The sequence below is a fragment of the Methylobacterium longum genome, assembly GCF_022179385.1.
Lineage (GTDB): Bacteria > Pseudomonadota > Alphaproteobacteria > Rhizobiales > Beijerinckiaceae > Methylobacterium > Methylobacterium longum.
In genome coordinates this window covers 40,953-65,420 of record NZ_BPQS01000007.1, presented here as the reverse complement: position 1 = coordinate 65,420, position 24,468 = coordinate 40,953, and the positions used below count along the sequence as shown (strand labels likewise).

Here is a 24,468-nt window from a genome sequence, read left to right as displayed (position 1 = left end):
GCCGAGGCTGCTGCGGAGCCGTTCGGGATCATAACGCGGGGGGGACGATCCCCGATCACGATGCCCGGCGAAGGGTGTCGCCGGGCTCGCGTGGATCAGCCCTTCAGCGCGACCGTGAAGTCCGCCTCGGTCTTCGTCCGGATCTCGTCCTCGGTGACGCCGTCGGCGAGCTCGATGAGCCTCATGCCGCCGTCGCCCTTCTTGTCGATCTCGAACACGCCGAGGTCGGTGATGACGAGGTCGACCACCTGGGTGCCGGTCAGCGGCAGGTCGCAGGCCTTGAGCAGCTTCGGGCTCTCGGTGCCGTCCTTGTTTCTGGCGACGTGCTCCATCACCACCACGACGCGCTTCACGCCCGCCACGAGGTCCATGGCGCCGCCCATCCCCTTCACCATCTTGCCCGGGATCATCCAGTTGGCGAGGTCGCCGTTGCCGGCCACCTGCATGGCGCCGAGGATCGACAGGTTGATGTGACCGCCGCGGATCATCCCGAAGGAGTCGGCCGAGGAGAAGTAGCTCGTCGTCGGCAGGGCGGTGATGGTCTGCTTGCCGGCGTTGATCAGGTCCGGGTCCTCCTCACCCTCGTACGGGAAGGGACCCATGCCCAGCATGCCGTTCTCGGATTGAAGCTGCACCGACATGCCCTCGGGGATGTAGTTCGACACCAGCGTCGGGATGCCGATGCCGAGGTTCACGTAGAAGCCGTCCTCCAGCTCCTTGGCGGCGCGCGCCGCCATCTGCTCGCGGGTCCAGGCCATGATGTTCGCTCCCTTCCCGTCCGATCAGTGCGTGCCGCCGCCGGCGGCGGCGGCCGGGGTGCTGTCGCCGCGCTTGCGGGTCGTGCGCTGCTCGATGCGCTTGTCGCGCGTGCCCACGTCGATGATGCGCTTCACGAAGATGCCGGGCGTGTGGATGGTGTCCGGGTCGATCTCGCCGGGCTTCACGAGGTGCTCCACCTGCGCCACCGTCATCCGGGCGGCGGTCGCCATCATCGGGTTGAAGTTGCGCGCGGTCATCCGGTAGCGGAGGTTCCCCTCGGTATCGCCCGTATGGGCGTGGACCAGGGCGAGGTCGGCGAACAGGCCGCGCTCCATGACGAAGTGCTCGCCGTCGAACTCGCGCACCTCCTTGCCCTCGGCGACCTTGGTGCCGACGCCGGTCTTGGTGAAGAAGGCCGGGATGCCGGCGCCGCCGGCGCGGATGCGCTCGGCCAGCGTTCCCTGCGGGTTGAACTCGATCTCCAGCTCGCCGCCGAGATACTGCCGGGCGAATTCCTTGTTCTCGCCCACGTAGGACGAGATCATCTTCCGCACCTGGCGGGTGTCGAGGAGCTTGCCGAGGCCGACGCCGTCGATGCCGGCATTGTTCGAGACGACGGTCAGGCCCTTGACGCCGGAGAGGCGCACCGCCTCGATCAGCTCGTCGGGAATGCCGCACAGGCCGAAGCCGCCGCACATCACCATCATGTCGTCGCGCAGGAGGCCGGCGAGCGCCGCGGCGGCATCCGAGTAGACCTTCTTCATCGAACCGTCCTTTTCCCGCCGGACCCGACCGGCCGAAATCTTTGGGAAGCGCGTTTCCTCGCGCCCCCTGTCGGCGATTCCCCCGGCGAAATCCAGTGCCGTACACCGCAACTCCGTGCGGCCGGCGGCGATCCGTAACCCCCGGCGGCAGGGGAGGGGCCGAAGGTCCTGTGCGGAGCCGGCAGACAAAACCCGCGGAGGACGCTACAACGCCGCCTCGATGAGCAGAGCCTGCCGGGCCCCGCGACGGCTTGAGGGGGCCTGGCGCGGCCCCGGCTTCCGGCCGCAACCGCGGCCCGTCCGGAGCAAGATGTCGCCGCGCCGCCCTATCCTCTTCCTCGCCGCCGGGAGCGTGGTCGTCGCTGGTCTCGGCCTGCGCGACTGGCCGGTGGATGCCGTGAGGGCTTCCGCCTTCGCCGGCCGCGCCTTCGACGCATACGGTCTCACGGTGACCGTCGAGGGGCCGGCGAGCCTGACGCTGCTGCCCCTGCCGCGCCTCACCCTGGGCCGCGTCCGCGTGGCGGCGGAATCAAACGGGCCGCCGCTGGCGGCGGACGGCCGCCTGGTCCTCGACTTCGATCTTCTGAGCCTGCTCGCCGGGCGGGCGGCCGTGGGGGGGCTGCGCCTGGAGGGCGCCCGCCTCGCGCGCGACGCCGATTGGCGGACGCCCCTGACCCGCCTCGCCGAGCAGGCCCGCGCCGGCGGGACGGTGCGGCCGCGCCGGATCACTCTGAGCGCTGCCCGCCTCGACGGTGGCGATGAGGCCCGGGACATCGACCTCGACCTCGCATGGCCGTTCTGGAGCGCCGCGGCGGAGGGCCGTGCGAGCCTGACCTGGCAGGGCGTGGCCACGCGGATCACCCTGGCGAACCTGCGCCCGGCCGACATCGTCCAGGGGCGAAGCAGCCCGTTCTCCGCGGAGGTCGCGTGGCCGGGCGGGCGCCTCGCGGCGGACGGGACGGTGGCGCCCCCGAGGCCCGGCGCTGCGCTGCCGGTCCTCGCCGGACAGGTGCGGTTCGAGACGCGCGCGCTGCCGGAGTGCCTCACCTGGATCGGCCGGGACGTGCCGCTCTCGCCCCTCGCCGGCGCTTTCTCGATCGCCGGGCGGATCGAGACCGCGGACAGGTCGGTGTCCTGGCCAAGCCTGCGGATCGGCCTCGGCCAGAACGTGCTGGAGGGCGCGGGCTCCGTCGCCCTGGGCCCCGGCGCCACGCCCCGCCTCTCCGTTCAGGCGACGCTGGCGGCCGAGACCCTCGACCTCGCGCCCCTGGTCGGTGACCTCAGGCAACTCCTCGACCGGGAAACCCGACCGCTGGCCCTGGGACCGTTCACGCGCGGGGACCTCGATCTGCGCCTGTCGGCGGCCGAGGGACAGGTCGGGCCGGTTCAGGTCCAGGATCTGGCGGCGAGCGTCCTGGTGCGCGACGCCGCCGTCGAGATCGCGGTGAACCGGGCCCGGATCCAGAACGGCACGTTCAAGGGCCGGATGACCCTGGCGAGCGGAGCCGATCCGGACGCGACCGAGATGCGCGCGCAGGGAAGCCTCGACCGCCTCGATCTCGGCAGCCTGCTGAGCGACCTCGGCGTAGCCCGCTGGCTGACGGGGCCTGCGCACGGCCAGTTCGCCCTCGAGGCCAGCGCCCGCGACAGCGCCGGCCTCTTGGCGCGCCTCGGCGGTCGGGCGAGCCTCGCCGTCGAGAACGGCACGATCACGGGCCTCGACCTCGCCGACGTCATCCACCGCAACGGTGCCGTCGCGGCCGGGGCGCTCGCGCGCCGCAACGGCCGTACGGCCTTCGAGCGCGCCGCCATCACCCTCCGCTTCGCCGACGGCATCGGCGAGATCGCCGAGGCGGGCCTGATCGGGTCGGCGGTCGGGGCGACCCTGCACGGACAGGTGTCGCTGCCGGACCGGCGCCTCAACGCCAGGGGCAGTCTCGTCCTGCGACCCTCGAGCGAGCCGTCGCGCGGGCTGTCCTTCGAGATCGCGGGACCCTTGAGCGCGCCCGCCGTTCAGACCGGCGCGCAGGACGAGGCCGCCGAGGCGGCGGGCCGGGCAGGGGAGGCGATGTTGCCCGAAGCCCTCAAGGAACCCGCCGCGCTGGGCCTCCCCGGCACGGTCCGCGCCTACGCTCCGTAGCATCCCCGATGGCGCCTTCGACGGCCAAGCTCTAAGATCGCGCCCACCGCCCCATGATCCCCATGCGCCGCCTGCTCATCGAGGAACCCGTCACCCGCGCGGGGCCGCTGGCCCGCCGGCTGGCCGTGTTCTCCATCGTCGCCACCGGGATCGCGCTGATCCTGGTCCGCGACCCGCGTGCCGATACCGACGCGGCGCTCGCCGCCCTGGTGGCCGGGCTCGGCATCGCCATCGCGGCGGCGCTCGCCGCGGTCTTCGCCTTCGTGCAGGTCTGGCGCGAGGGCGCGCGGGGTCTCGGCGCCGCCGTCGCCGGGTTGATCCTCGCACTCCTCGTGCTGGGCTATCCGGCCTTCCTCGGCCTGCGCGGCCTGCGCCTGCCGGCCCTGTCGGACATCACCACCGACATCGACAATCCGCCCGCCTACTCGCGCTCCCGCGCCGCCTTCACGGCCCGCGGCGGCCGCTACCCGGCCGAACCCGATCCGTCGCTCCGCGAGCGCCAACGCGGCGCCTATCCGCAGATCGCCCCGCTGACCCTCGATATCGGCGCCGACGAGGCCTTCGAACTGGCCCGCAAGGCCGCCCTGAAGCGGAACTGGCAGATCGTCGAGGCGATCCGCCCGGGCGGCCGCACCGGCAACGGCCGGATCGAGGCGGTGGCGCGCGGTCTGATCCTCAACCTGCCGGACGACGTGACCGTCCGGATCCGCCCCCGTGCCGACGGGGCCCGGATCGACGTCCGGTCGGCCTCGCGGCTCGGCGGGCGCGACTTCGGCAGCAATGCCGACCGGATCCGCGCCTACCTCGACGACGTCGCCAACCTCGCCCTCGCGGTGAAGTGAGGCCGCGCCGACCGTCCTCAGGCGGGGGCGAAGGTCCCGTCGAGGCTCGGCGTGCCCTCCGTCCGCGCCAGCCCGCGCCCGACCAGATCCTCCAGATGGGCGAGGACCGACAGGGCCGCCGCTCCCTTCAGCCGCGGATCGAGTCCCTGGTAGATCGCCGCGACGATCTCGGCGACGCGCTCGTCACCGGCGGCCAGCCGGCCCCGGATCGCGGCTTCGCGCTGGCGGCGGTGGCCCGCGAGGCCGCGGAGGAAGCGGGCCGGGTCGCGGACCGGGCCGCCATGGCCCGGCCAGTAGATGGATTCAGTGCGGCCGCGCAGCTTGTCGAGCGAGGCCATGTAGGCGCGCATCGTCCCGTCCGGTGGGGCCACGATCGTCGTGGACCACGCCATGACGTGGTCACCCGAGAACAGGGCTTCCGCCTCCGGCAGCGCGAAGGCGAGGTGGTTCATCGTGTGCCCGGGCGTCTCCACCGCGACGAGGGTCCAGCCCGGACCGGTGACGGCATCGCCCTCCGCCATGACACGGTCGGGGTCGTGATCCCGGTCGGCGCTGGCGTCGAGCCTCGGTACCTCCGCGTCGGTCAGGTCCCGCGCGGTCCGATGCAATCCGCAGCCGAGGATCGGCGCCCCTGTCCGGGCGGCGAGGAGCCGGGCGCCGGGCGAGTGATCGCGATGGGTGTGGGTGACTACGATGGCCTCGATCGTCTCGCCGGAGAGGTCACGGAGGAGCGCGTCGATGTGGCCGGGATGGTCCGGGCCGGGATCAAGCACCGCGACGCGACCCTGGCCGATCACGTAGGTGCAGGTGCCGCTCGCCGTGAACGGGCCGCCGTTCGGCGCCACGCGCCGGCGTATCAGCGGTGCGACCGTCTCCAGGCATTCGGCCCGGGGCATCGAGGGATCGAAAGTCAGCTTGATCTCGTCTGCGTCCGCCATCGCCGCCTCGCGCGATCTGGTGGGCGCTTCCTAAGGCTCATCCACGCCGCGTAGCAAACGCTGCAGGCACCGACGACATCCTGGGCCAGCCGCCGATGCGGGCCGGTCTGGGATCGACCGACGGCGTCGGCTCATTCCGCCCGGTTCTGGCGCCGGGCGCGGACGCGGACCGGGACGGGCGCGGGGGCCGGAACGAGGCCGAGCGCTGCCTCGCGCAGAGCGTCGCCGGCTCTGTCGATGAACGCCGCGAGGCGGGCGGCCGTCGCGGCTGTCTTCGATTGAACGGCTTTCTTGGCAGAGTGCAGCATCACGGATCCCGGCTCGAACCTGACGACCTATCTTCGAACGCTAGCCTCTCCGTACCGTTCCGTCACCCATTGCCGCGGCCCGACGTTCTGGACGTCGCAGCCCTGGGGATACCGCGCACAGGACTTTGTCGAGGGGGCGGAACCCGAGCGAAACCTTGGCGTTTTCGTGGTCAGAACGACGCGGCCCGCCCGCGTTGAATTTTTTCGAAGGATACGAACAATGCTCGGTTGGGCCGTAACTTTCCTTGTCGTCGCCCTCGTGGCCGCGCTGCTTGGTTTCGGTGGAATCGCCGGAACGGCTGTGGAAGCCGCAAAGCTGGTGTTCTTCGTGGCGATCGTCCTATTCGCGATCTCGGCCGTCGTGGGCCTGATGCGCGGCCGCTCGCCGACACTCTGACGCGTGTCAATTCACGCCGGCCCGGCGTTCGTGCCGGCGCGACGAAGGTGAGGGCCGCCGCGATTCGCGGCGGCTTCTTCGTTGATACTATCGGTCGGTGCGACGGGCGGCTTCGCGATCGCGGCAGTGCCGCTTCTCAGACACGCAGGCGTGCTCCGGTCCGTTGGCCTCTGGTGAACTGCGAGCCTTGTTCTCGGCCGGCCTGCGCGATCAGAGCGGAGCAACCGGATGCTGCGGCCGCCACGCCTCACGAGTCTCCGCTGTCGTCATCTGCCCGCGAAGACTGCGCAGAGAGCGTCGCGCAAAGTTGCCGCGATGAGCGGCCGAAACCAGACGCCCGTCAGGCTTTCCCGCCGTCACCACTGTCGAGCTTGGCGATCAGGTCCGCGAAGCGATCGGGCACGGGCTGCTGCGTGATGGAATCGTACATCGTCCGCAACTGCGCGGCGAGGCGATTGCGGGTGTGATCAGTCAGGCTGCTGCGGGTCGCATTTCTGGCGCTCGACGGACGGGTTTCGTCGACGTTGCTGTTTCGGATCTCTGATCTGTGATCGGAAGCAGTTCCCGAACGCGGATCCCGCGCGCGGAGAGCCGCATCCTTCCCCTGGTCCACCATCGATACGCCCCTTAGTGCCGAAGTCGGCTTGGCCGCATTGTGCTGCGGCTCGACATACGCCATGGCTGCGGCGGCAACGCCTGCCCGCCGGGATCGGTTCCGCCGGGGGGTGGAACGGAGTGCGGGCCGCCGCGTTGGGCGGTAGGCTGCGCAGGATACAAGCCGGCCCCGGCACCGCTTCGGTTACAGATCGAGGTGACGCGGCCGGGCAACACGGCGAGGCACAGGGGATCGAATGTCGACATCGCAACTCGTGGTACAGCACCTGCCGTACCTGCGCCGCTACGCGCGCGCGCTCACGGGGAGCCAAGTGGCGGGTGACGCGTACGTCGCCGCCACGCTGGAGACCCTGGTCAACGAGCCTGACACGCTCGGCCGCAGCACCAACATCAAGGCCGACCTGTTCCGCGTCTTCACGCGGATCTGGAACTCGCTCTCGGTGAACGGCCGCAGCGAGCAGGTTCAGCACGACCTTCCGGCGGAGGTCCGCCTCGGCCAGATCACGCCGCTGCCGCGGCAGGCCTTCCTGCTCTCCTGCCTCGAAGGCTTCTCCGAGGAGGACGCTGCGATCATCCTGGCCGTCGACGTGTCAGAGGTCCGCGACCTCGTGGACGAGGCCGGCCGTGAGCTCGCCGCCGACATGGCCACAGAGATCCTCATCATCGAGGACGAGCCGCTCATCGCCATGGATCTCGAGGCGCTTGTCGAGGGTCTCGGCCACAACGTGATCGGCGTCGCCCGCACTCGCACCGAAGCGATCAAGATCGCTGGCGAGGGCAAGCGGCCCGGACTGATCCTGGCCGATATTCAGCTCGCCGACGGATCCTCCGGTCTCGACGCCGTGAACGACCTGCTGAAGACTTTCGAGGTGCCGGTGATCTTCATCACGGCCTATCCGGAGCGCTTCCTCACCGGCGAGCGGCCCGAGCCGGCCTTCCTCATCGCGAAGCCGTTCCAGCCCGCCAACGTCTCCGCTGTCATCAGCCAAGCGCTGTTCTTCCAGCAGACGGCCCGCCGTCGGGAAGCCAAGACCGCGTGACCTGACGCGGCGTATCGGCGGGACAGTCCGCCGCCCCGACGTCTCCGAACGGATACGAAGCCCCGGCGCGAGCCGGGGTTTTTTTATGCCGGCACGGTCCGGCGCCGGACGCAAAAAAACGGGCCGGAGAAGGCTCCAGCCCGTCGCGAAGGTTCCGGCCGATGCACAAGGGGAATGCGGGGAGGACCAGGTGGCCGGGTGCTGGAGAAACGGCCGCGGAACCGGGAGGTTCCAGGGCGCGCACTTTTTCGACGGAAGTGGCTAAAAAACCACGGGGGACAGTTGTGGATGGCGCGCGTGCGCCGTCGCACCAATCCCGCGACGGCGATTGAATACTGAGGGCGCGTAGAAGCGCGGAAGTCTAGGAACCTGCGATTGCAGGCCGCGTTATCACCACATCCTGTCAAGCTCTCGCGATGAGGTCGGGGCGATGCTGCGGTCTGGTTTCATTCTGGGCGTGAGCGCTCCCGCCGCTCTCCTCACCGTTCTGGTGCAGCCGGTGGTGCGGGAAACAGCCGATCGCTGGACTGCGCCGGTCCCGACGATGCAGATGAGCCAAGCGCCGCTGCCGGGAATGCGGCCGGTCCCATTGTCCATCAGCCCCACCCGGGTCGCGGGGGTCCAGAAGATTGAGAGCCGTACGGCGCCGGTGGCGGGCGAGGCGGAGGATCTGAGCATCCGCCCGATCCTGAAGCAGCCCCCGCGTCGCTTGGTGCGTGAGGGTTGCGAGACGGCCCTCAGCTCACTGGTCGGTCCTGAGGCGCGGCGCATGACCCCGGGCCGCTGCATCTCCTGATCGAGAAACCTATCACCGCGCACAACAAAAGGCCCCGTCCATCGGCGGGGCCTTTTGTTGTGCGCGCCATGTTGGGAATGAAGACGGCGCCGGTCCGGAGGACGCGGCGCCGTTACGCATTACGAAGGTTCGGCTGCGTCACTCGGCGCGGCCGGTACCCGTGGACTGGCCACCCTTGCGCCCCGCCGACGACGCGAGTTCGCGGTCCTGGGAGAACGAACGCTTCTCGGCGGGCACGCTGCGGCCGCCCTTGCTGGCGATCTCGCGCTGCCGCTCCAAGTTCATCGAGGCAAAGCCCCGCTTCGAGGTCGAATTTCCGGATGCCATCAGTTCCTCCTCAGGCTTCGCTTCACCCCGCAACAACCTTCAGCAATAACCAAGGTTCCTGTTCCGAGACCTGCTTAAGCTTCTAACAGCTCAGCTTGGCGGCAACCGGGCTCTTGTGCGCCGCGTTGACCACCGAACGACCGGGTTTGCTTGTCCGCGCCTGTTCTCGGAATGCGCCCGAGGCGCGGCGGACGACTCGGCGGGCCGCATGGGGCGGCGATCGCGAAAGGGCTTCTGACAGGATGACGAATCGCAACATGGTGAAGGACGGCGCCGGGTCGCCGCCGCAGATGAAGCCGAATGCACCGCCCCTTCCGCCGATGCCGGCACCGGAGGATTCCGCCCGTCCAACGACCCGCGAGGAGCCGGTGGATTCGCCGCACCTGAATGCGAGCCTCAAGCGCGAGGCCCCCGGGCCCGGCGAGCAGGGCCTGTCGACCAAGCGATGAGGTGCCGGCTCAGCCCGCCTGCCTCCGCGTCAGGCGGGTGAGCCCGAAGATCAGCAGTCCGATGGCCAGGATCGTGACGATCCCGGCCACGGCGAGGATGCGCTGGACGAGTGGCGTGTAGACGCCGCGGACGGCGTCGAAGCCGTAACACAGCAGGGCGAGCCGGTCGGCCAGCCCGCCGATCCGGCCCTCGCCGGCCTCCGTGAGCGCGAGGCGCAGGTCCCGCCCGGTGAGAGCCAGGGGCGAGAGCACGCGGGCGACGCGCCCGTCGCCGGCGAGCAGCAGGGCGGCGGCTGGGTGGGCGAAGCTGTCCGTGTCGGCATCGTAGATCGCGGTATAGCCGAGGGCCCCGGTGAGCCGGGCGACGGCCGCCTCCGCGGCCACGAGCGGCACGAGGGCGATCGCGTCCGCGCGGTCGCCCAGCGTCTCCCGGATCATCCGGCGGGCGGCTGCGGCATCGTCGCGCGGGTCGATCCCCACGAGGATCAGGGCATAGCCGCCCGCCGGCAGGCCGGTGGCCGCCAGGGCGTCGGCCGACATGGACACCATCGGGTCGCAGACGTTGCCGCAGGTGTAGTCCACCGGCAGCAGCAGGGTGGGCCGTCCGGCCAGCGCCTGTCCGAGCGTCGTGGCCCGCCCGGTACGGGCGTCTGTGACCGGAAGGTCGAGGGGCGCGCGGGCGCCCGGCGACGGTGCCGCCGCGACGCGGGCGAGGTCGGCCTGAACGAGGCGGGCCCGGGCCGGCGGCGCGGCCAGGCACAGGGCCAGCAGCGACAGGGCGGTGAGGCTCCGGCGCGTCCGGGAGCCCCCTTGGCCCGGTGCGGGACTAGACAAGTGCTTGACGAACCGCATGGATGTGCGGGCTCGTCCGGCCCCGCCGTCCTGGGCCTGAGATCCGCCGCGGAGCCGCTGTATGACCCTCGACACCGAGGTTTCCTCCCTGAAGCAGGTGCCGCTGTTCCGCGAAGTGGAGCCGGCGCGCCTGAAGCTCCTGGCCTTCACCAGCGAGCGGGTGCATTTCGAGCCCGGGCAGCGGTTCTTCGCCCGCGGCGACGTGGCGGATGCGGCCTACGTGATCCTGCAGGGGACCGCGGAGGTCAGCATCGACGGTCCCGCCGGCCCGGTGCGTCTGGCGCTGCTCGGCCAGGATGCCCTCGTGGGCGAGATGGGCATCCTGGCCGAGCAGCCCCGGTCGGCCACCGTGACGGCGGAATCCGCGGTGACCGCCCTGCGCATCGACCGCGGCGTGTTCCTGGAGCTGTTGGCACAGTTTCCACAGATCAGTATCGCCCTGATGCGGGTGCTCGCGCTGCGCCTGGAGCAAACCAACCAAGCGCTCGCCGAGAGCCGGGGCTGAGGCGGGATCACGCCGGCGGATAGGTGATGAACTCCAGCAGTGAGCCGTCCGGATCCCGGAAGTAGACGCTGACGCCCGCGCCTGCGGCGCCGTGCCGCTCGACCGGGCCGAGTTCCACGGGCACGCCGGCCGCTTCGAGATGCGCGATCGCGTCCTCAATCGTCCCGGACCAGCGGAAGCAGAGGTCGCTGTTGCCGGGCTGGACCGGCTTCTCGGCCACCGGCGTCGCCGCGACGCCCGGACCGTGGCAGTTGAGCTGCACGCCGCCGAACCTGTAGGCGAAGCCCGGACCCCGCTCGATGATCTCGGCGCCCACCACGTCGCGGTAGAACGCGTTGGAGCGCCCCCAATCGCTCACGTGGATCACGCAATGGTCGAGGTGGATGGCCGGCCTGAGCGCCGCCACCGGCGCGAGCGTGGATTCCTCGGACAGGGTCTGGGTCTCGGGCATCGATCTCCTCCGCGAATGGCGCCGTCACGATCCGCCGCCATTCAGAATTAGGGCGCAACCGTGGCCGCGGGAGCAGGCGCTGGCCGCCCGCTGCGGCGGAAAAGCTACATCGTCGCCGACCGCGAGACGGTAGTCATAGCCCGAGGACCGCACCCGCATGACAGGACCTATGATCGCGACTTACCCCTCGGCCTGGAGCCGCATTCGCCGGCTTGTCCGCTCGCGAATCCTGCTCGCCGTCGTGGCGATCGCACCCCTGGCCGCGTGCCAGACCCGGCCCGTTCAGGTCGCGCAGGACGACGATTCGGCGTGGTACATCGGGTCCAAGCCCGACAAGCCCTACGACATCCCGCTCGTCGACACCGGGCGCCTGGATCCGAAGTATCGCCGCCAGCAGGTCAGCTACAACGGGCCGGAGCAGCCCGGCACGATCGTGGTCGACATCGACAAGCGCCAGCTCGTCCTCGTGCAGGCGGACGGCACCGCGATGCAGTACGGCGTCGGCGTCGGGAAGGCTGGCTTCTCGTGGAAGGGCGAGGCCCGGGTCGGCCGCAAGGGCGTCTGGCCGGATTGGAGCCCGACCGTCACGATGGTCTCGCTCAATCCCGATCTGCCGCGGACCCGCAAGGGCGGCGTCGACAATCCCCTCGGTGCCCGCGCCCTGTACCTCTACCAGGGCAACCGCGACATCCTGTTCCGCATCCACGGCACCAACGAGCCCTGGAGCATCGGCGAGCAGCTGTCGTCGGGTTGCGTGCGGATGCTGAACGAGGACATCGCCGACCTCTACGAGCGCGTGCCGGTTGGGACCCGCGTCCTCATCAAGCGCAACGGCAAGTACCGGGTCTGAGGCGCGGTCCACCCGGGCGCGGCGCCGCGCCGGCCGGAAATCGGTCGCCCGTTCCAAGCCGTCATCCCTCACGGCCTTCGCCGTGCTCCGGCGGCGCAGGATCGCGGTTCTCGGACCGCCTTCACGGCAAGCGGCGCGGGTTCGACGGGGCGGAGACCTCAGGCCGCGCGTGGCCCGACGTCATCGCGACCCGCCCGTCATGGCGGCGTGTCGAGCCGGTGCCTCAGCCGGCCGGCGCGGTCGGTTCCTTCCCGCCCGCGACCGCCCCGACGAGCCGGCCGAGGGCCGCGCGGTCCAGGATGGGATCGCCGGGCCGCCCGTCCGGAGCCATGCCGTCGCTCGCCAGCACCTCGGCGGCCGTCAGACCCGTCGCCGTCTCGACGACCGGACGGACCGGTCCGATGGCGTGGTCGGCCCAAACCAAGAGGGCCGTACACAGGGCGAGGGCGCCCATCAGGGTCTTGAAAAAGGTCATGCAGCTCAACGGTCGCCCGGAGCCGCCGTTCCGGGGCGCGGCGCGGAACACTTTCGCAACCCGCGCGCGATAGCGTTCCCTTTGTGCGACCTGCAAGTGTGTGAGTCGGCAAAATCGCCACATTGGCCGCGCAGCTTGGCGGCTTCACCAGACCTCTCTCAGATCGAACGCCTCCCGCGTGGACCATTCTTCGATGATCAGACCGATGTTCGCCCTGCTCCTCCTCTGCGGCCCCGCGGCCGCGGCCGGGACGGTCAGCGGTCCGGCGACCGTGATCGACGGCGACACGATCGAGGTGCAGGGCACCCGCATCCACCTCTACGGGATCGATGCCCCCGAGACCGCGCAGAGCTGCGAGACCGCGAAAGGGCTGGAATACCGCTGCGGTCGCGAGGCCGCGCTGGCGCTGGACGCCCGGATCGCCGGGGCCGTGGTCACGTGCGAGCGGCGCGACACGGTCGCGGGTCGGCTCGCCGGGATCTGCCACGTCCACGGCGAGGACCTGTCGGCCTGGATGGTCGGACAGGGACTGGCGCTCGCCAGCCGCCAAGTCACGGCATCCTATGTCCGCCAGGAGGGCCACGCCTGGGCGACCCGCCGCGGCATCTGGGCCGGCACCTTCGAGAAGCCGGCCGACTGGCGCCAGGACCGGCGCCGCGTCGAGGCGTCGGCTGGGGCCGGCGCGGCCGAGTAGCCGCGCGGCCGGTTCAGGCCGTCCGGTCGTGGCCCTCGGTGTAGTCCCGCCACAGTAGCACGAGGGCGGCCATGACGGCCGGACCGACGAACAGGCCGAGCAGCCCGAAGGTCTCCACACCTCCGAGGATGCCGAGCAGCACCCACAGGAAGGGCAGCTTCGTCGTGCCGCCGATCAGGGCCGGTCGGATGAAGTGGTCGGCCACGAAGGTCACCACGAGGCCGGCCGCCGCGACCACGATGGCCGCCGTCACCGAGCCCGCCGCCACCAGCAGAAGCGCCGCGATGGCGATGGCTACGGCGGCGCCGAACGGGATCATCGCGGCCACCGCCGTGAAGGCGCCGAGCAGGACCGGGTGCGGTACGCCCGCGAAGTAGTAGACGATCCCGAGCACGAAGCCCTCGCCGAGGCCGACCAGCACGAGGCCGTCGACGGTGCCGTGCACGGAGGCCACCATCTGACGGGCGACGCGCTCGCCGCGCGGGCCGAACAGGCGATGGCAGGCGGTGAGCGACTGGTCCCGCACCGTCCGCCAGTCGCGGAACAGGAAGAACAGGGCCACGAGGCTGAAGCCGAACAGCACGATCCGGTGCATGACTTCGCGGCCAACGTTGCGCGAGGCGCCGATCACCGAATGGTTCTCGAAGCGGCGCAGCAGCTCGGAACCCGCCTTGGCGTGGCCCAGATTGTCGTTCCACCACGCCGTCGCCTGAGGCGCGCCGTAGGGCAGGTGCTGAAGGAATTCGGGCGCCGCGATGCCGTTCGCCTCCGCGTTGCGGACGAACTCGGCCACGTCGTGGGCCTCCCGGGCGGCCTGGATGCCGAGGATCGCCAGGGGCGCCAGGAAGACGAGGGCCACGGCCGCCGTCATGAGCGTGGGCAGGAGCAGGTTGTGCTTGCCGGGCGGAAAGCGGTGCTCGAGGCGCGTGTAGAGCGGCCAGAGGGCGATCGCCAGCACGACCGCCCAGGCCAAGGCCGGCAGGAACTCGTGCAGGATCCACAGGCCGAGGGCCGCGAGCGCCAGCGCCAGAAGGACCCGGGCCGCCCCCTGCGAGCGCGCTCGCTCCTGCGGCGGCTCCGCCCCCGGGGGCTGCGTCTCGACCGGCACCGGCGTCGTGCCGGGCTTGATCATTGGTTGCATCCGTCAGGTCTCCTGGGCAGACATGGCCGCCGCACCCTGCACCTAGGGGCGGCGCCGGGCAGCGGTACGCGCGTCCGCGCGCACGATCCTGCGCGCTGCCGATACGCTGTGGACAAGCCCTGAAACGCCGTGGGAACCGTCGCGGTTGCCGCCCCTGACCCCCTCGTGTAGAGGTCGCCGCCATCCGACCGGGCCGTGTAGGATGGCCCGTATATGCGTAGGGTGGCCGCGCAGGGCGCGAGTGCCGGGCCGCCCGGCGGCGAGGGGGCTCCCGCACGACCGACCCGGAATTCGAACAGCCCGCGAGAAGACATGTCCGACGAGCCCGCCCACGGCAGCGCCACCTTCCAGCGCGTGGCCGATATCATAGCCGAGACTGCCGACATCCCGCGGGACAAGATCACGCCCGAGAGTCACGCCATCGACGATCTCGGTATCGACAGTCTGGCGTTCCTCGACATCGCCTTCGCGGTTGACAAGGCCTTCGGGATCAAGCTGCCCCTGGAGCGCTGGACCCAGGAGGTCAACGAGGGCAAGGTCCCGGCCGAGGAATACTTCGTCCTCAAGAACCTGTGCGCGCGCATCGACGGCCTCGTGGCCGAGAAGGCCGCCAAGGTCTGAACCAAGGCCGATTCGACACGTCATGCGCCTCGAATACTTCGAGATGATCGATTCCGTGCGGCTCCTCGACCGGGCCGCCGGCCGCATCGAGGCGCTCGCCCGGGTGCCCCTGGAGAGCCCCGTCTTCGAGGGGCACTTCCCCGGCCATCCGCTGGTGCCCGGGGTGCTCCTGACCGAGACCATGGCGCAGGCCTCCGGCTACCTCGTGCTGGCCCATCTCGACTTCACGCGGATGCCGTTCCTTACCGGCGTCGACAAGGCGCGCTTCCGCTCCTTCGTGGGGCCGGGGGCGGAACTGGTGGTCACGGCGAGCCTGGAGCATGACGGCTCGGGCTACGCGGTCACCCGGGCGGCGATCAGCCATGCCGGCAAGGCGCTGTGCGATGCCGAGCTGCGCTTCCGCACCATGCCGTTCCCCGACGGGCTCGACGTGCCCATGCGCGAGCGGGCACGGACGATCGGCCTGTTCCCGGACGCGCGCCAGCCCGTGAGCCGATCATGAGCCGCGCGGTCGTCATCACCGGTCTGGGCCTCGTCTCCTGCGCGGGCGAGGGCGTCGAGGCGCACCTCGCGGCCCTCGACGGTGACGCGGCGCCGCGCACCGACACCGAAACCTTCGCCCCGTATCCGGTTCATCCCGCCCCGGCGATCGCCTGGGACGGCCAGATCCCCAAGCGCAGCGACCAGCGTCAGATGGAGGCGTGGCAGCGGCTCGGCGTCTACGCCGCGGGCCTCGCCCTCGACTCGGCCGGGGTGAAGGACGACGCCGCCCTGAAGCAGGCGCTCCACCTCGTGGTGGCGGCCGGCGGCGGCGAGCGGGATTACGCGGTCGACGGGGCCATCCTGACGGGCCTGCGCGACGCACCGGACCCCGGCGCCTACCTCAACGAGCGGCTCCAGAACGACCTGCGCCCGACCCTGTTCCTGGCCCAGCTCTCCAATCTCCTCGCCGGCAACATCGCCATCGTGCACGGGGTGACGGGGGCCTCGCGCACCTTCATGGGCGAGGAATCCGCCGGGGTCGACTCCCTCCGGATCGCTCGGGCACGGGTCGCTTCGGGCCAGATCGACGCGATCCTGGTGGGCGGCTCCTACAGCGCCGAGCGGCCGGACGTCTTGGTGGTCCACGAGATGGGCGGATACCTCGCCCACGGGGGCTATCGGCCGGTCTTCGCGCGCGGCGCGCCGGGCGGCTTCATCCTGGGCAGCTGCGCCGCCTTCCTGATGCTCGAATCGGACGATCACGCCGCCGCCCGTGGGGCCCGCGCCTTCGCCCGTCTCGACGCCGTGGCGAGCGACCGCACCCGGCGCATGCCCGGCAGCCTCGCCGGCAGCCTCGCCGACCTCTGGCAGAAGGCCGGCCTCACGGCGCCCGACCGGATCCTGTCGGGCGCCACCGGCGTCCCGTCGATCACCGCGGAGGAGGGCGATGCTCTTGCACGCCTGGCGCCCGGAGCCCGCATCCGCGCCCTCGGCGATGTCGTCGGGCACGGGCTTGAGGTGGCGGCACCGCTCGGGGCGGCACTCGCGGCCGCCCTCGTCGCCCACGGCCGGGCCCGCGAGGTCGCCGTGACGACGGTGGGGCATCGGCGCGGCGAAGGGGTGCTCCGCGTGGTTCCAGCGTCACCCTAGCCGCCAGAGCCACCGCGAAGCGGCGGGTCTGCGCCGCCCCGCGATCCGCCGTCGGCCTGATGCCGCGGCGGCGTCCGTCGTCGGCCAAGGGGCCCGCACCGCGCGGGTCCCGCTCCGCTGCCCGGAAGCCAGCCTGCGTCGACGGACGGGCGGACCGGCTCCGCTCGCGCGAATGCGCAGCCTCACGGGCTCCCGGGAACAGATCTCCAGGATCGCGCCCGGTACATCCCGCGGCCGCCTGGCTCACGTGGCGCTTCCGGCGCCATAAACCGCCGTTATCGTTCGAGGAATTGCCAGCGCGGCGGGCCGATTGCCGTCGGAAGTATTGCTCCGCGCTTGCCAAAAAACCGTCGGGGGTTTATTTCAGTGCCATCGGCACGTGTCCGGATATCTTGGACCGTTACGCCTTCGCAGGGCGGTTCTGACTTTCCTATCGCTAGCGGTCGATGCCGGCGCCAGCTCAGCCGAGCGGGCGCAACCACTCACTTTTCCTGCGAAGATCTAAGGACTTCCATGAGCACCGGAACCGTCAAGTGGTTCAATGAGACCAAGGGCTACGGCTTCATCCAGCCGGATGACGGCGGCAAGGACGTGTTCGTCCACATCTCGGCCGTCGAGCGCGCGGGACTGCGCAGCCTGAACGAGGGCCAGAAGGTCTCCTACGAGCTGGAGACCGACCGTCGCTCCGGCAAGCAGTCAGCCGGCCAGCTCCAGACGGCCTGATCCCCGTCCGAAGGGTCTCTTTTGAAGCCGCTCCCCCGGAGCGGCTTCTTCGTATCTGCAATTCCCTCTGTGGGCGGCGGTTTCCGCGCCCGATCCAGGAGTGTCTGTGAGCTTTCTGAACAAGCAAGGTGTCGTCGATCGCCTCGAGACGGCCGCCAAGGCGCGGTCCGAGATGCTGGCCCGCTTCCGGGCGCGTCCCACCGCCGACGATCCGGCCGTTCTCGCCCGCCAGTCCGCCCGCCGCGCCGTGGTCGATGCCCGTGAGGCCCGCGCGGCCGAGCGCGCCGCGCAGCGTCAGGTCGAGATCGAGAAGGCCGCCGCGCGCGCCGAGGCCGAGCGTCTCGCCGAGATCGAGCGCAAGCACGCCGAGCAGCTCGCCGCCCAGGAACGCGCCAAGGCCCTCCAGGCCGAGCAGAAGGCCCAGCGCGACGCACGCTATATCGCCCGCAAGGCGAAGGCGCAGAAGCGGCGCTGAGCCGCGACGCGCGCCTCCGGAACCGCTCAGGAGCCCGGCATGTCCCACAAGTACAAGATCGGCCAGCGGGTGTGCCGGCCCCGACTCGGGCTGCCCGGGGACAAGGGCGAGGGCGAGGTGTTCGAGATCCTGCGGCTGATGCCGGCGGACCAGACCGGCGAGCCCTCGTACCGGATCCGCACCCAGGCCGGGGAGCGGGCCATCCGCGAGAGCGATCTCGTGGCCGCGCCCCTCGCCTGAGGGCCTAGAGCCGCCGGAACATCACCAGGGCGTCGACTTCGCCCAGCCCCGGGTGCCGGAAGGCCCCCGGGAGACGTCCGACCGTGTCGAAGCCGAAGCTGTGCCAGAGCCGAACGGCCCGGACGTTGGTGCTCACCACGAAGTTGAACTGCATCGCCGCGAAGCCGCGCGCCCGCGCCCGGTCGAGGGCGTGCGCGCACATGGCCCGCGCGATCCCGCGGCCCGACGCGGCCGCCTCGGTCATGAAGCCGCAATTGGCGACATGGGCACCTCCGCCCGCCTGATTGGCGCGCAGGTAGTAGGTGCCGAGCATAGCCCCGTCCCACTCCGCCACGAAGGTTTCGCGGTCCGCGCCGGTCCAGTACGCCAGGGCCTCGGCTTCGGGCAGGTCACGATTGAGCGCGTAGGTCTCGCCGGCCCGGATCACCGGCAGGATGATCTGCGCGATCCCCGCGTGATCCGCTCCGTCGGCGTGGCGGATGCGGAGGCTCAACCGAACTGCTCGCGCAGGATGCGCTCGTCCAGGCTGTGTCCCGGATCGTGCAGCAGGACCAGTTCGGTGGCGCGGTCGAGCGACGTTTCGACCGTGCAGACCCGGCGGAACTCGGTGTGGTCGGCCACCGCCGCCACGGGGCGATGGGGGGCGTCCAGGACGTCGATCCGGATCCGGGCATAATCCGGCAGCAGTGCACCGCGCCAGCGGCGGGGCCGGAAGGCCGAGATGGGGGTCAGCGCCAGCAACTTGGCGTCGAGAGGTAGGATCGGGCCCCCGACCGACAGGTTGTAGGCCGTGGAGCCGGCCGCGGTGGCGACCAGCACGCCGTCGGCGATCAGCAGATCGAGACGCACGTTCCCGTCGACGGCGATCTTCAGCTTGGCGGTCTGATGCGTCTGGCGCAGCAGATAGACCTCGTTGATCGCCCGCGCCCGATGGGAGCGGCCCTCGGTGTCGAGCACGTCCATGATCAGCGGGTGGATGACGCTGCGCTGGGCGCTCTCCAAGTGTTCCAGGAGATCGTCGTCCCGAAACTCGTTCATCATGAAGCCGACCGTGCCGCGGTTCATCCCGTAGATCGGCTTCGGGTGATCCATGAACCGATGGAGGACCTGGAGCATCAGACCGTCGCCACCGAGAGCGATCACGACGTCCGCCTCCTCGGGCGGGACGTGGTCGTAGCGCCGCATCAGGGCGGCGGCGGCTTCGCGGGCGTAGCCGGTGGGGCTCGCCACGAAGGCGATCTTCTTGAAGCGCGGCATCGCTCAGGCGCAGCCAGGCGGGCGCGTCGGGGTCGCGTCGGCGTTCACGTCACGGCTCCAGTCTGTTGAGCGAACCGCCCGGTTGACGTCCAGGCCCGGCCTGCGCCTCACTCCCGAGACACCCGCGCACCCGGAGGCATAGCATGGAGCGTCCGCTCCTCGTCTACACCACCTTTCCCGACCTCGCCTCGGCCCTCAATATCGGCGAAGCCCTGGTCCGCGAGCGGCTCGTCGCCTGCATCAACGTGTTGCCCGGGATGCACTCGGTCTACAGCTGGCAGGGCACCGTGGCGCGGGGCGAGGAGGTCGCGGCGATCCTCAAGAGCCGCGAGGGTCTCGCCGACGCGCTGTCGGCGGCCCTGAAGGCGCGCCATCCCTACGAGACGCCGATCATCCTGCACCTGCCGGTTGCGGGCGCGGATGCCGACACGGCGGCCTGGATCCTGGCGGAGACGGGGGCCGGTGCGTCGAACGGCTCGCCGGTTCAGGAAGCCTGACCGGCCGATGCGGGGGCGGGGGCAAGCGGCGGATCGGCCCCCCTCTCAGGCGCCGCTCACCGGATAGCTCCGGCCCTTCCAGGTGGCCGCGCCGGCGCGCTCCCGGCGTAGCAGGACGTTCCACTGGATCGCCAGGGCGACCAAGACCGCGACCGGATGGAGCGGGATCGTCGCCAGCGGCGCCCGCACCGCCAGGGTGATTGCCGTCCGGGTCGCGAGCGCGAGGAGGAGGGCGAGCGCGGCGGCAACGAGGGCCGGGGTTGGGATCAGCCCGCACAGGCCGGCCAGGACGAGGAGCGGTGGCAGGACTTGGCCGCAGCCGAGCAGCAGGGTCCAGACCGGCAGGGCGCGGGGCGTCGCCATGCCCTCGTGCGCGTTCTTGGAGAAGCCCGCCCAGGCCTGGGCGAAGCCCTCGTACATCCGGCACGTGGCCAGCGTTGCCGCCGCGACGAGCTCGGTCCTGTAGCCGGCGGCGCGGAACAGCCGCGGCAACCGCACGCCGTCGTGCAGGGACATGCGGATCGCACCGTGGCCGCCGGTCGCCTCATAGGCTGCGCGGTCGATCAGGATGAGCTGTCCGCAGGCCGCGCCGAGGGACGGATCGCGCAGGCGGCGCATCAGGAGGACGGGCAGGTAGCCGAGGAGCAGGAAGTCGATCATCGGCACGGTCAGCATCTCGCCGACGGTCTCGGTGCGCTGGCGCGGCACGCCGCTGACCAGGGCCGCCCCGGTGCGGCGCGCCTGCGCGGCGAGGCAGGACGCCGCCTCCGGTACCAGACGCACGTCGGCGTCGATGAACAGCAGGTGCCGGCCGGCGGCCGACCCGGCCATGTGGCTGCAGGCGTGGTTCTTGCCCGTCCAGCCTTCGGGCAGCGTCGGAACCGATACGAGGCGCAGGCGCGGGTCGCCGATCGCGCGGACGATCTCCGGCGTCGCGTCCGTCGAATGGTCGTCGCCGACGATCACCTCCACGGGCACGCCGGTGCTGGCGAGGGCCGCCCGCACGGTCTCGGCGATGTTGCCGGCCTCGTTCCGCGCCGGAATCAGGATCGAGACGAGATCGGGATCGTCCTGCGGTGCGGGCCGGCGCAGGACCGAGAGGTTCACGGCGGCCAGCACCGCCGGGAGCAGCGCCGCGATCAGGCACAGCAGCGCCAGCGCGGTCGGAATCGCGGTGAACGAATCGGTCATGCTCCGGCCTTGGGTGAGGCGCCGCCGGCTCCCGGCATCGCACGCGGACGAGAGCGAGTGGAAGAGGTCATGCGGTGGGACCGGATCGGTTCGGCGCCCGGTGAGCCGGATCGAAGCGGCGCCCGGAGAGCCGCGCCGCGAGGCGTCGCCACAGGTCGTAGATCCCTCCGACGCCCTTCCGGCCCGTGACCAGGGCGCGGAAACGTTCCGGCTCCCGGCTGATCACGTCGGCGCTGAGCCGGTCCAGGGTTGCAGTCAGATCGAGTTCGAGGCGTGCGAGCCGGTCCGCTCGCGGCAGGGCGGCGATCTCCGCGGCGGCGATGCCGGCCCCGAAGGCCGCGAAGGCCCCGGCGCCGCGCTCGTCCCAGAAGGCGTACTCGACCGCCAGCGGGACGAACAGGGCGTCCGGTGCGATCTCGGCGAGCCGCGCCACGCCGGGCCGCAGGTCGAGCGGCCTCGCACGCGCGTCGGCGAAGCGGCCCTGCGCGGTGATCCAGAGCATGCCGTCGGACGTCGCGAGGATGGATCGGGCGGCGGCCAGGAACTGCGCGGCGCCGCGCGGGCTTTCGAGATCGACCCCGAAGGCGCCGATCCGCTCGAAGATGCGGTAGCGCGCCAGCATGGCCGCGTCGAAGGGCGCGCGGCTGATCCGCGACGGATAGAGCCGCCCCGCCAGCACGATGATCAGGGCCGCGTCCCACCACGCGGGGTGGTTGCTGTAGACGACGATCGGGCCGGGATGGTCGGCGGCCGGCGGCGTGCTCCACAACGGCAGGCGCAGGGCGTCGAGGTGACGGTGCAGGTAGCGCTCGAACCACGCCACCATGAAAGTGCGGATCGTGGGGGAGACAGGTGGCAGGGGCGAACGTCGCCCCGCCCCGCCGGTCGGGGGAGGGGAGGGTTGCGCGGCTGTCACGCCGAGGCGCGCAGGGCGCCGCGTGCGTCCTGGTCGTGCGCGTCGGCGGCGATCCAGCCGGACATCATCACCATCGGCATGCCGGGCCCCGGATGGGCGGCGCCGCCGGCGAGATAGAGGCCGCGGACCTGCCGCGAGCGGTTGCCGGGCTTGAACGCCCCCATCACCCGCCCGTGTGAGGCGAGCCCGTAGATCGCGCCGTTCAGCACGCGATAGCGCTCGTGGATGTCCTGGGGCGTCAGGTGGCGCTCCACCACGATGCGCTCCTCCAGGTCCGGCATGCCGCCGGTGCGCTTGAGCTTCTCGAGGATCGTCCGGCGGTAGTTCTGGAACAGCGGTCCGTCCGGACGCCAATCGTGATGCGGCCGAAGGTAGGGGGTGTGCACCAGGACGTAGAGCGCCTCGCCGCCCTCCGGTGCCACGCTCGGATCCGTCGAGGAGGGCGCCGCCAGGTAGGCGGTCGGGTCCGGGGCCGGCTCGCCCTTGTTGTAGATGTAGTCGAACTCTTCCTCGGGATCGCGGGAGAAGACGAAGTCGTGGTGGTTCAGGTGCTCGTAGCGCTTGTTCAGACCGAGGTAGAGCACCACGCCCGAACAGGCCGGCTCGGGGTTCTTCTTCGCGTAGGCCTTGGCGGCATCGCCCCCGACGAGTTCCCGGTAGGTGCGCACCGAATCCATGTTGGAGATCACCGCGTCGAAGGGCGTCACGCCCGCGGCGGTGCGCACGCCGCGGACCGCGCCGTTGGCGGTCTCGATCCCCGTGACCTCCGTGTCGGTCCTGCAGGTGGCGCCGAGTTCCTGGGCGAGCTTCGCCAGCCCCTCCGCCACGGCGCGGGTCCCGCCCATCGGGTACCAGACGCCGTCTGCCGTCTGCATGTGTGCGATGGCGCAGAGGACCGCCGGCGCGCCGTAGGGCGAGGAGCCGACATACTGCACGAAATGGTCGAGCATCTGCGCCAGACGCGCATCCTTCACCTTGCCGCGGATGGTGCTGGCGACCGAGGCGTGCATGCGTAGGGACAGGACGTCCCGCAGCGTGCCGGGATTCATGTTGGCGCGGATGTTGATCGTATCGAACAGGTCCTCGACGGGCTTCCAGAAAAAGAACTTCTCCGAGACGCCGTGCAGATGCTCCGAGATGGACAGGAACTTCTTGTAGCCCTCGCCGGTGCCGGGGGCGAAGCGCTCCATGTCGCCGGCCATCCGCTCGACATCCTGCATCAGGTCGATGTGGGTGCCGTCATCGAAGAAGCAGCGCCACTGGGGGTCGAGGCGGCGCAGGTCCATGTAGTCGTGGACTGAGCGGCCGGCCTCGGCGAAGATTCGCTCCAGCACGCGCGGCACGGTCAGGATCGTCGGGCCCATGTCGAAGCGGAAGCCACCCTCGTGCAGCACCGCCGCCTTGCCGCCGAGCCAGCCGTTCTTGTCGTAGACCGTCACGCGGTGGCCCCGCGCGGCGGCCACGCACGCGGCCGCGAGTCCGCCGAGCCCGCTGCCGATGACGGCGACCGTGGAATCCTGGCTCATCCTGCTGGATCGCTCCCGAGGCCCTCTCGAACGTGGCCCACGAGAGCGAAGCTAGACGCGGGGCCGGCCCGGTCAACGCGCCACCCGGTCGCGGCAGCGGCCGATCAGGCTTCGCCTGTGGACAGGCGCGCCAGGAAGTTGCCGATTTCCCGGCGGCGCAGATCCGCTTCGAGCACCTCCGGGCCAAGGCCGTGGCGCCATGCGAGACGGCGGGCCGCCTCCGGGTCGTCCCCCTTCAGGGCCACGATCTCGTCCGCGTAGCCCGACACGCCCGCTGGATCCTCGGCGAGGCCCGCCTCCACGATCGCGGTTTCGCAGAGGCGCAGCATGGCGGCGAGATCGTCGAGATCAAGTTCCGGATGGTACTGGGTGCCCCAGAACCACCCGGCGCCGTGCCGGATCTCCAGAGCCTGGATGCCCAGGATTCGGTTCCCGGCCAGTACGCGGGCGCCGGCCGGGGGCTGCAGCACGGCGTCCGAATGGATCGCCGGCGCGTCCCACGAGGCCGGACGCCCGGCGAGCAGCGGATGCGTGCGGCCCTCCTCGGTCGGACTGATCGCCCGGGCGAACCCGTATTCCGGCCCGCGCGGGTTCGCGGCAGCCTTGCCGCCGGCCACGGTGGCGGCGACCTGCACGCCCCAGCACGAGCCGAAGACCGGCAGACCCGCCTCCAGGGCCGACCGCATCAGGTCGAGCTGCCGCGTCACTTCGGGCGTGCCTTCGCCGACCTTGAGGGTCGATCCGGTGAAGATCAGCCCGTCGAAATCCGACAGGCCGGCCGGCAGGTTCGCGTCGGCATCGGCCGGGTTGACGAGGCGGCAGGCGGTCTCGGGGACGAGATCCCGCACCACCGCCGCGTAGGACTCGGCCGAGGTGCGGCCGGTGGCGGCGACGTGCCGATCACGGGCCGCACGGTCGTTGCCGTCGGCGATGAGCAGGCGGAGCATTGGGCTTTCCGTAGAGCAGGTTCGAAGCGGCGCGCTGTCCGTATGTCGGCGCGCTTACGCGCGCGGAAACGGCGCGGATCGTCGCGGAGCCGATGCGTCC

General features: G+C 71.1%; 32 protein-coding genes. 16 read left to right on the top strand and 16 right to left on the bottom strand.

All coding sequences use genetic code 11. The features are described from left to right. Positions 1-95: 95 nt before the first annotated feature. Together MFF58_RS08695 and MFF58_RS08690 are read right to left on the bottom strand one after the other, a co-directional pair. Complete coding sequence (locus MFF58_RS08695; protein ID WP_238286669.1) at positions 96-758, bottom strand: 3-oxoacid CoA-transferase subunit B; 663 nt, start codon at positions 756-758, stop codon at positions 96-98. 24 nt (positions 759-782) lie between these two features. Continuing rightward, positions 783-1,523 carry a CoA transferase subunit A gene (locus MFF58_RS08690; protein WP_238286667.1) on the bottom strand — a complete coding sequence of 247 codons (741 nt, stop codon included), beginning with the start codon at positions 1,521-1,523 and terminating at the stop codon, positions 783-785. Between the two features lie 310 nt (positions 1,524-1,833). On the opposite strand from MFF58_RS08690, the gene MFF58_RS08685 reads away from it, so the two are divergent. Together MFF58_RS08685 and MFF58_RS08680 are read left to right on the top strand one after the other, a co-directional pair. Continuing rightward, entirely contained in the window at positions 1,834-3,663 is a 1,830-nt protein-coding gene (locus tag MFF58_RS08685; RefSeq protein WP_238286664.1) for an AsmA family protein, read from the top strand. 62 nt (positions 3,664-3,725) lie between these two features. Continuing rightward, positions 3,726-4,505: a DUF1499 domain-containing protein gene (locus MFF58_RS08680; RefSeq protein ID WP_238286662.1), complete on the top strand. Its 780-nt coding sequence runs from the start codon at positions 3,726-3,728 to the stop codon at positions 4,503-4,505. Between the two features lie 17 nt (positions 4,506-4,522). On the opposite strand, the gene MFF58_RS08675 is transcribed toward MFF58_RS08680, so the two are convergent. After that, positions 4,523-5,443 carry an MBL fold metallo-hydrolase gene (locus MFF58_RS08675; protein WP_238286660.1) on the bottom strand — a complete coding sequence of 307 codons (921 nt, stop codon included), beginning with the start codon at positions 5,441-5,443 and terminating at the stop codon, positions 4,523-4,525. Between the two features lie 131 nt (positions 5,444-5,574). Further along, on the bottom strand, positions 5,575-5,751 hold the full coding sequence (locus MFF58_RS08670; RefSeq protein WP_238286659.1) for a hypothetical protein: 177 nt from the start codon (positions 5,749-5,751) through the stop codon (positions 5,575-5,577). 220 nt (positions 5,752-5,971) lie between these two features. Here MFF58_RS08670 and MFF58_RS08665 point away from each other — a divergent pair, with 220 nt between their 5' ends. Continuing rightward, positions 5,972-6,148 (top strand): DUF1328 domain-containing protein, encoded by a 177-nt coding sequence (locus tag MFF58_RS08665; RefSeq protein WP_238286658.1) that lies wholly within the window; start codon positions 5,972-5,974, stop codon positions 6,146-6,148. A 340-nt stretch (positions 6,149-6,488) separates the two neighbouring features. Here the strand turns inward: MFF58_RS08665 and MFF58_RS08660 are convergent, their stop codons facing one another. Continuing rightward, positions 6,489-6,827 (bottom strand): NepR family anti-sigma factor, encoded by a 339-nt coding sequence (locus MFF58_RS08660; RefSeq protein ID WP_238286657.1) that lies wholly within the window; start codon positions 6,825-6,827, stop codon positions 6,489-6,491. 172 nt (positions 6,828-6,999) lie between these two features. On the opposite strand from MFF58_RS08660, the gene MFF58_RS08655 reads away from it, so the two are divergent. After that, on the top strand, positions 7,000-7,803 hold the full coding sequence (locus MFF58_RS08655) for a response regulator (protein WP_058194056.1): 804 nt from the start codon (positions 7,000-7,002) through the stop codon (positions 7,801-7,803). 430 nt (positions 7,804-8,233) lie between these two features. Next, complete coding sequence (locus MFF58_RS08650) at positions 8,234-8,599, top strand: hypothetical protein (protein ID WP_238286656.1); 366 nt, start codon at positions 8,234-8,236, stop codon at positions 8,597-8,599. A 138-nt stretch (positions 8,600-8,737) separates the two neighbouring features. Here MFF58_RS08650 and MFF58_RS08645 read toward each other — a convergent pair whose 3' ends face one another. Then, on the bottom strand, positions 8,738-8,926 hold the full coding sequence (locus tag MFF58_RS08645) for a con-10 family general stress protein (protein WP_043349455.1): 189 nt from the start codon (positions 8,924-8,926) through the stop codon (positions 8,738-8,740). Between the two features lie 242 nt (positions 8,927-9,168). Here MFF58_RS08645 and MFF58_RS08640 point away from each other — a divergent pair, with 242 nt between their 5' ends. Further along, entirely contained in the window at positions 9,169-9,375 is a 207-nt protein-coding gene (locus MFF58_RS08640; protein WP_238286655.1) for a hypothetical protein, read from the top strand. A 9-nt stretch (positions 9,376-9,384) separates the two neighbouring features. Here the strand turns inward: MFF58_RS08640 and MFF58_RS08635 are convergent, their stop codons facing one another. After that, on the bottom strand, positions 9,385-10,227 hold the full coding sequence (locus MFF58_RS08635) for an SCO family protein (RefSeq protein ID WP_238286654.1): 843 nt from the start codon (positions 10,225-10,227) through the stop codon (positions 9,385-9,387). 61 nt (positions 10,228-10,288) lie between these two features. Here MFF58_RS08635 and MFF58_RS08630 point away from each other — a divergent pair, with 61 nt between their 5' ends. After that, positions 10,289-10,732 carry a cyclic nucleotide-binding domain-containing protein gene (locus MFF58_RS08630; RefSeq protein WP_238286653.1) on the top strand — a complete coding sequence of 148 codons (444 nt, stop codon included), beginning with the start codon at positions 10,289-10,291 and terminating at the stop codon, positions 10,730-10,732. A 7-nt stretch (positions 10,733-10,739) separates the two neighbouring features. Here MFF58_RS08630 and MFF58_RS08625 read toward each other — a convergent pair whose 3' ends face one another. After that, positions 10,740-11,183, bottom strand: a complete 444-nt coding sequence (locus tag MFF58_RS08625) for a VOC family protein (RefSeq protein WP_238286651.1) — start codon at positions 11,181-11,183, stop codon at positions 10,740-10,742. A 157-nt stretch (positions 11,184-11,340) separates the two neighbouring features. Here MFF58_RS08625 and MFF58_RS08620 point away from each other — a divergent pair, with 157 nt between their 5' ends. Continuing rightward, complete coding sequence (locus MFF58_RS08620) at positions 11,341-12,033, top strand: L,D-transpeptidase (RefSeq protein ID WP_373323299.1); 693 nt, start codon at positions 11,341-11,343, stop codon at positions 12,031-12,033. Positions 12,034-12,256: 223 nt separating this feature from the next. Here the strand turns inward: MFF58_RS08620 and MFF58_RS08615 are convergent, their stop codons facing one another. Further along, positions 12,257-12,508 carry a hypothetical protein gene (locus MFF58_RS08615; RefSeq protein ID WP_238286650.1) on the bottom strand — a complete coding sequence of 84 codons (252 nt, stop codon included), beginning with the start codon at positions 12,506-12,508 and terminating at the stop codon, positions 12,257-12,259. A 193-nt stretch (positions 12,509-12,701) separates the two neighbouring features. Between MFF58_RS08615 and MFF58_RS08610 the strand changes: the two genes are divergently transcribed. Then, positions 12,702-13,202, top strand: coding sequence for a thermonuclease family protein (locus tag MFF58_RS08610; protein WP_238286649.1), 501 nt, complete (start codon positions 12,702-12,704; stop codon positions 13,200-13,202). Between the two features lie 13 nt (positions 13,203-13,215). Here the strand turns inward: MFF58_RS08610 and MFF58_RS08605 are convergent, their stop codons facing one another. Continuing rightward, positions 13,216-14,343 (bottom strand): AI-2E family transporter, encoded by a 1,128-nt coding sequence (locus MFF58_RS08605; protein WP_238286648.1) that lies wholly within the window; start codon positions 14,341-14,343, stop codon positions 13,216-13,218. A 312-nt stretch (positions 14,344-14,655) separates the two neighbouring features. Between MFF58_RS08605 and MFF58_RS08600 the strand changes: the two genes are divergently transcribed. From MFF58_RS08600 to MFF58_RS08575, 6 genes are all read left to right on the top strand, one after another. Continuing rightward, the gene (locus MFF58_RS08600) at positions 14,656-14,964 is read left to right on the top strand and encodes an acyl carrier protein (RefSeq protein ID WP_238286647.1); all 309 of its coding nucleotides are present in this window, start codon (positions 14,656-14,658) and stop codon (positions 14,962-14,964) included. Positions 14,965-14,986: 22 nt separating this feature from the next. Then, positions 14,987-15,466 (top strand): 3-hydroxyacyl-ACP dehydratase FabZ family protein, encoded by a 480-nt coding sequence (locus MFF58_RS08595; RefSeq protein ID WP_238286646.1) that lies wholly within the window; start codon positions 14,987-14,989, stop codon positions 15,464-15,466. Further along, positions 15,463-16,596 carry a beta-ketoacyl-ACP synthase gene (locus MFF58_RS08590; protein WP_238286645.1) on the top strand — a complete coding sequence of 378 codons (1,134 nt, stop codon included), beginning with the start codon at positions 15,463-15,465 and terminating at the stop codon, positions 16,594-16,596. Before MFF58_RS08595 ends, MFF58_RS08590 begins: the two co-directional genes overlap by 4 nt. A gap of 513 nt (positions 16,597-17,109) precedes the next feature. Next, positions 17,110-17,319: a cold-shock protein gene (locus MFF58_RS08585; RefSeq protein WP_010683690.1), complete on the top strand. Its 210-nt coding sequence runs from the start codon at positions 17,110-17,112 to the stop codon at positions 17,317-17,319. 106 nt (positions 17,320-17,425) lie between these two features. Then, the gene (locus MFF58_RS08580; protein WP_238286644.1) at positions 17,426-17,794 is read left to right on the top strand and encodes a DUF6481 family protein; all 369 of its coding nucleotides are present in this window, start codon (positions 17,426-17,428) and stop codon (positions 17,792-17,794) included. Positions 17,795-17,833: 39 nt separating this feature from the next. Then, positions 17,834-18,034, top strand: a complete 201-nt coding sequence (locus tag MFF58_RS08575) for a hypothetical protein (RefSeq protein ID WP_238286643.1) — start codon at positions 17,834-17,836, stop codon at positions 18,032-18,034. A 4-nt stretch (positions 18,035-18,038) separates the two neighbouring features. Here MFF58_RS08575 and MFF58_RS08570 read toward each other — a convergent pair whose 3' ends face one another. Then, entirely contained in the window at positions 18,039-18,527 is a 489-nt protein-coding gene (locus MFF58_RS08570) for a GNAT family N-acetyltransferase (protein ID WP_238286642.1), read from the bottom strand. Beyond that, complete coding sequence (locus MFF58_RS08565) at positions 18,524-19,291, bottom strand: NAD kinase (protein ID WP_238286641.1); 768 nt, start codon at positions 19,289-19,291, stop codon at positions 18,524-18,526. The genes MFF58_RS08570 and MFF58_RS08565 overlap by 4 nt, the downstream gene beginning before the upstream one ends. Positions 19,292-19,434: 143 nt before the next feature. On the opposite strand from MFF58_RS08565, the gene cutA reads away from it, so the two are divergent. Continuing rightward, positions 19,435-19,788 carry a divalent-cation tolerance protein CutA gene (cutA, locus tag MFF58_RS08560; protein ID WP_238286640.1) on the top strand — a complete coding sequence of 118 codons (354 nt, stop codon included), beginning with the start codon at positions 19,435-19,437 and terminating at the stop codon, positions 19,786-19,788. A gap of 45 nt (positions 19,789-19,833) precedes the next feature. Here cutA and MFF58_RS08555 read toward each other — a convergent pair whose 3' ends face one another. The 4 genes from MFF58_RS08555 to MFF58_RS08540 form a co-directional block, all read right to left on the bottom strand. Beyond that, positions 19,834-20,979, bottom strand: a complete 1,146-nt coding sequence (locus MFF58_RS08555; protein WP_238286639.1) for a glycosyltransferase family 2 protein — start codon at positions 20,977-20,979, stop codon at positions 19,834-19,836. 67 nt (positions 20,980-21,046) lie between these two features. Further along, on the bottom strand, positions 21,047-21,805 hold the full coding sequence (locus tag MFF58_RS08550) for a lysophospholipid acyltransferase family protein (RefSeq protein WP_238286638.1): 759 nt from the start codon (positions 21,803-21,805) through the stop codon (positions 21,047-21,049). A gap of 86 nt (positions 21,806-21,891) precedes the next feature. Next, the gene (locus MFF58_RS08545; protein ID WP_238286637.1) at positions 21,892-23,421 is read right to left on the bottom strand and encodes a phytoene desaturase family protein; all 1,530 of its coding nucleotides are present in this window, start codon (positions 23,419-23,421) and stop codon (positions 21,892-21,894) included. Positions 23,422-23,525: 104 nt separating this feature from the next. Then, positions 23,526-24,368: a type 1 glutamine amidotransferase gene (locus MFF58_RS08540; protein WP_238286636.1), complete on the bottom strand. Its 843-nt coding sequence runs from the start codon at positions 24,366-24,368 to the stop codon at positions 23,526-23,528. Positions 24,369-24,468 lie beyond the last annotated feature (100 nt).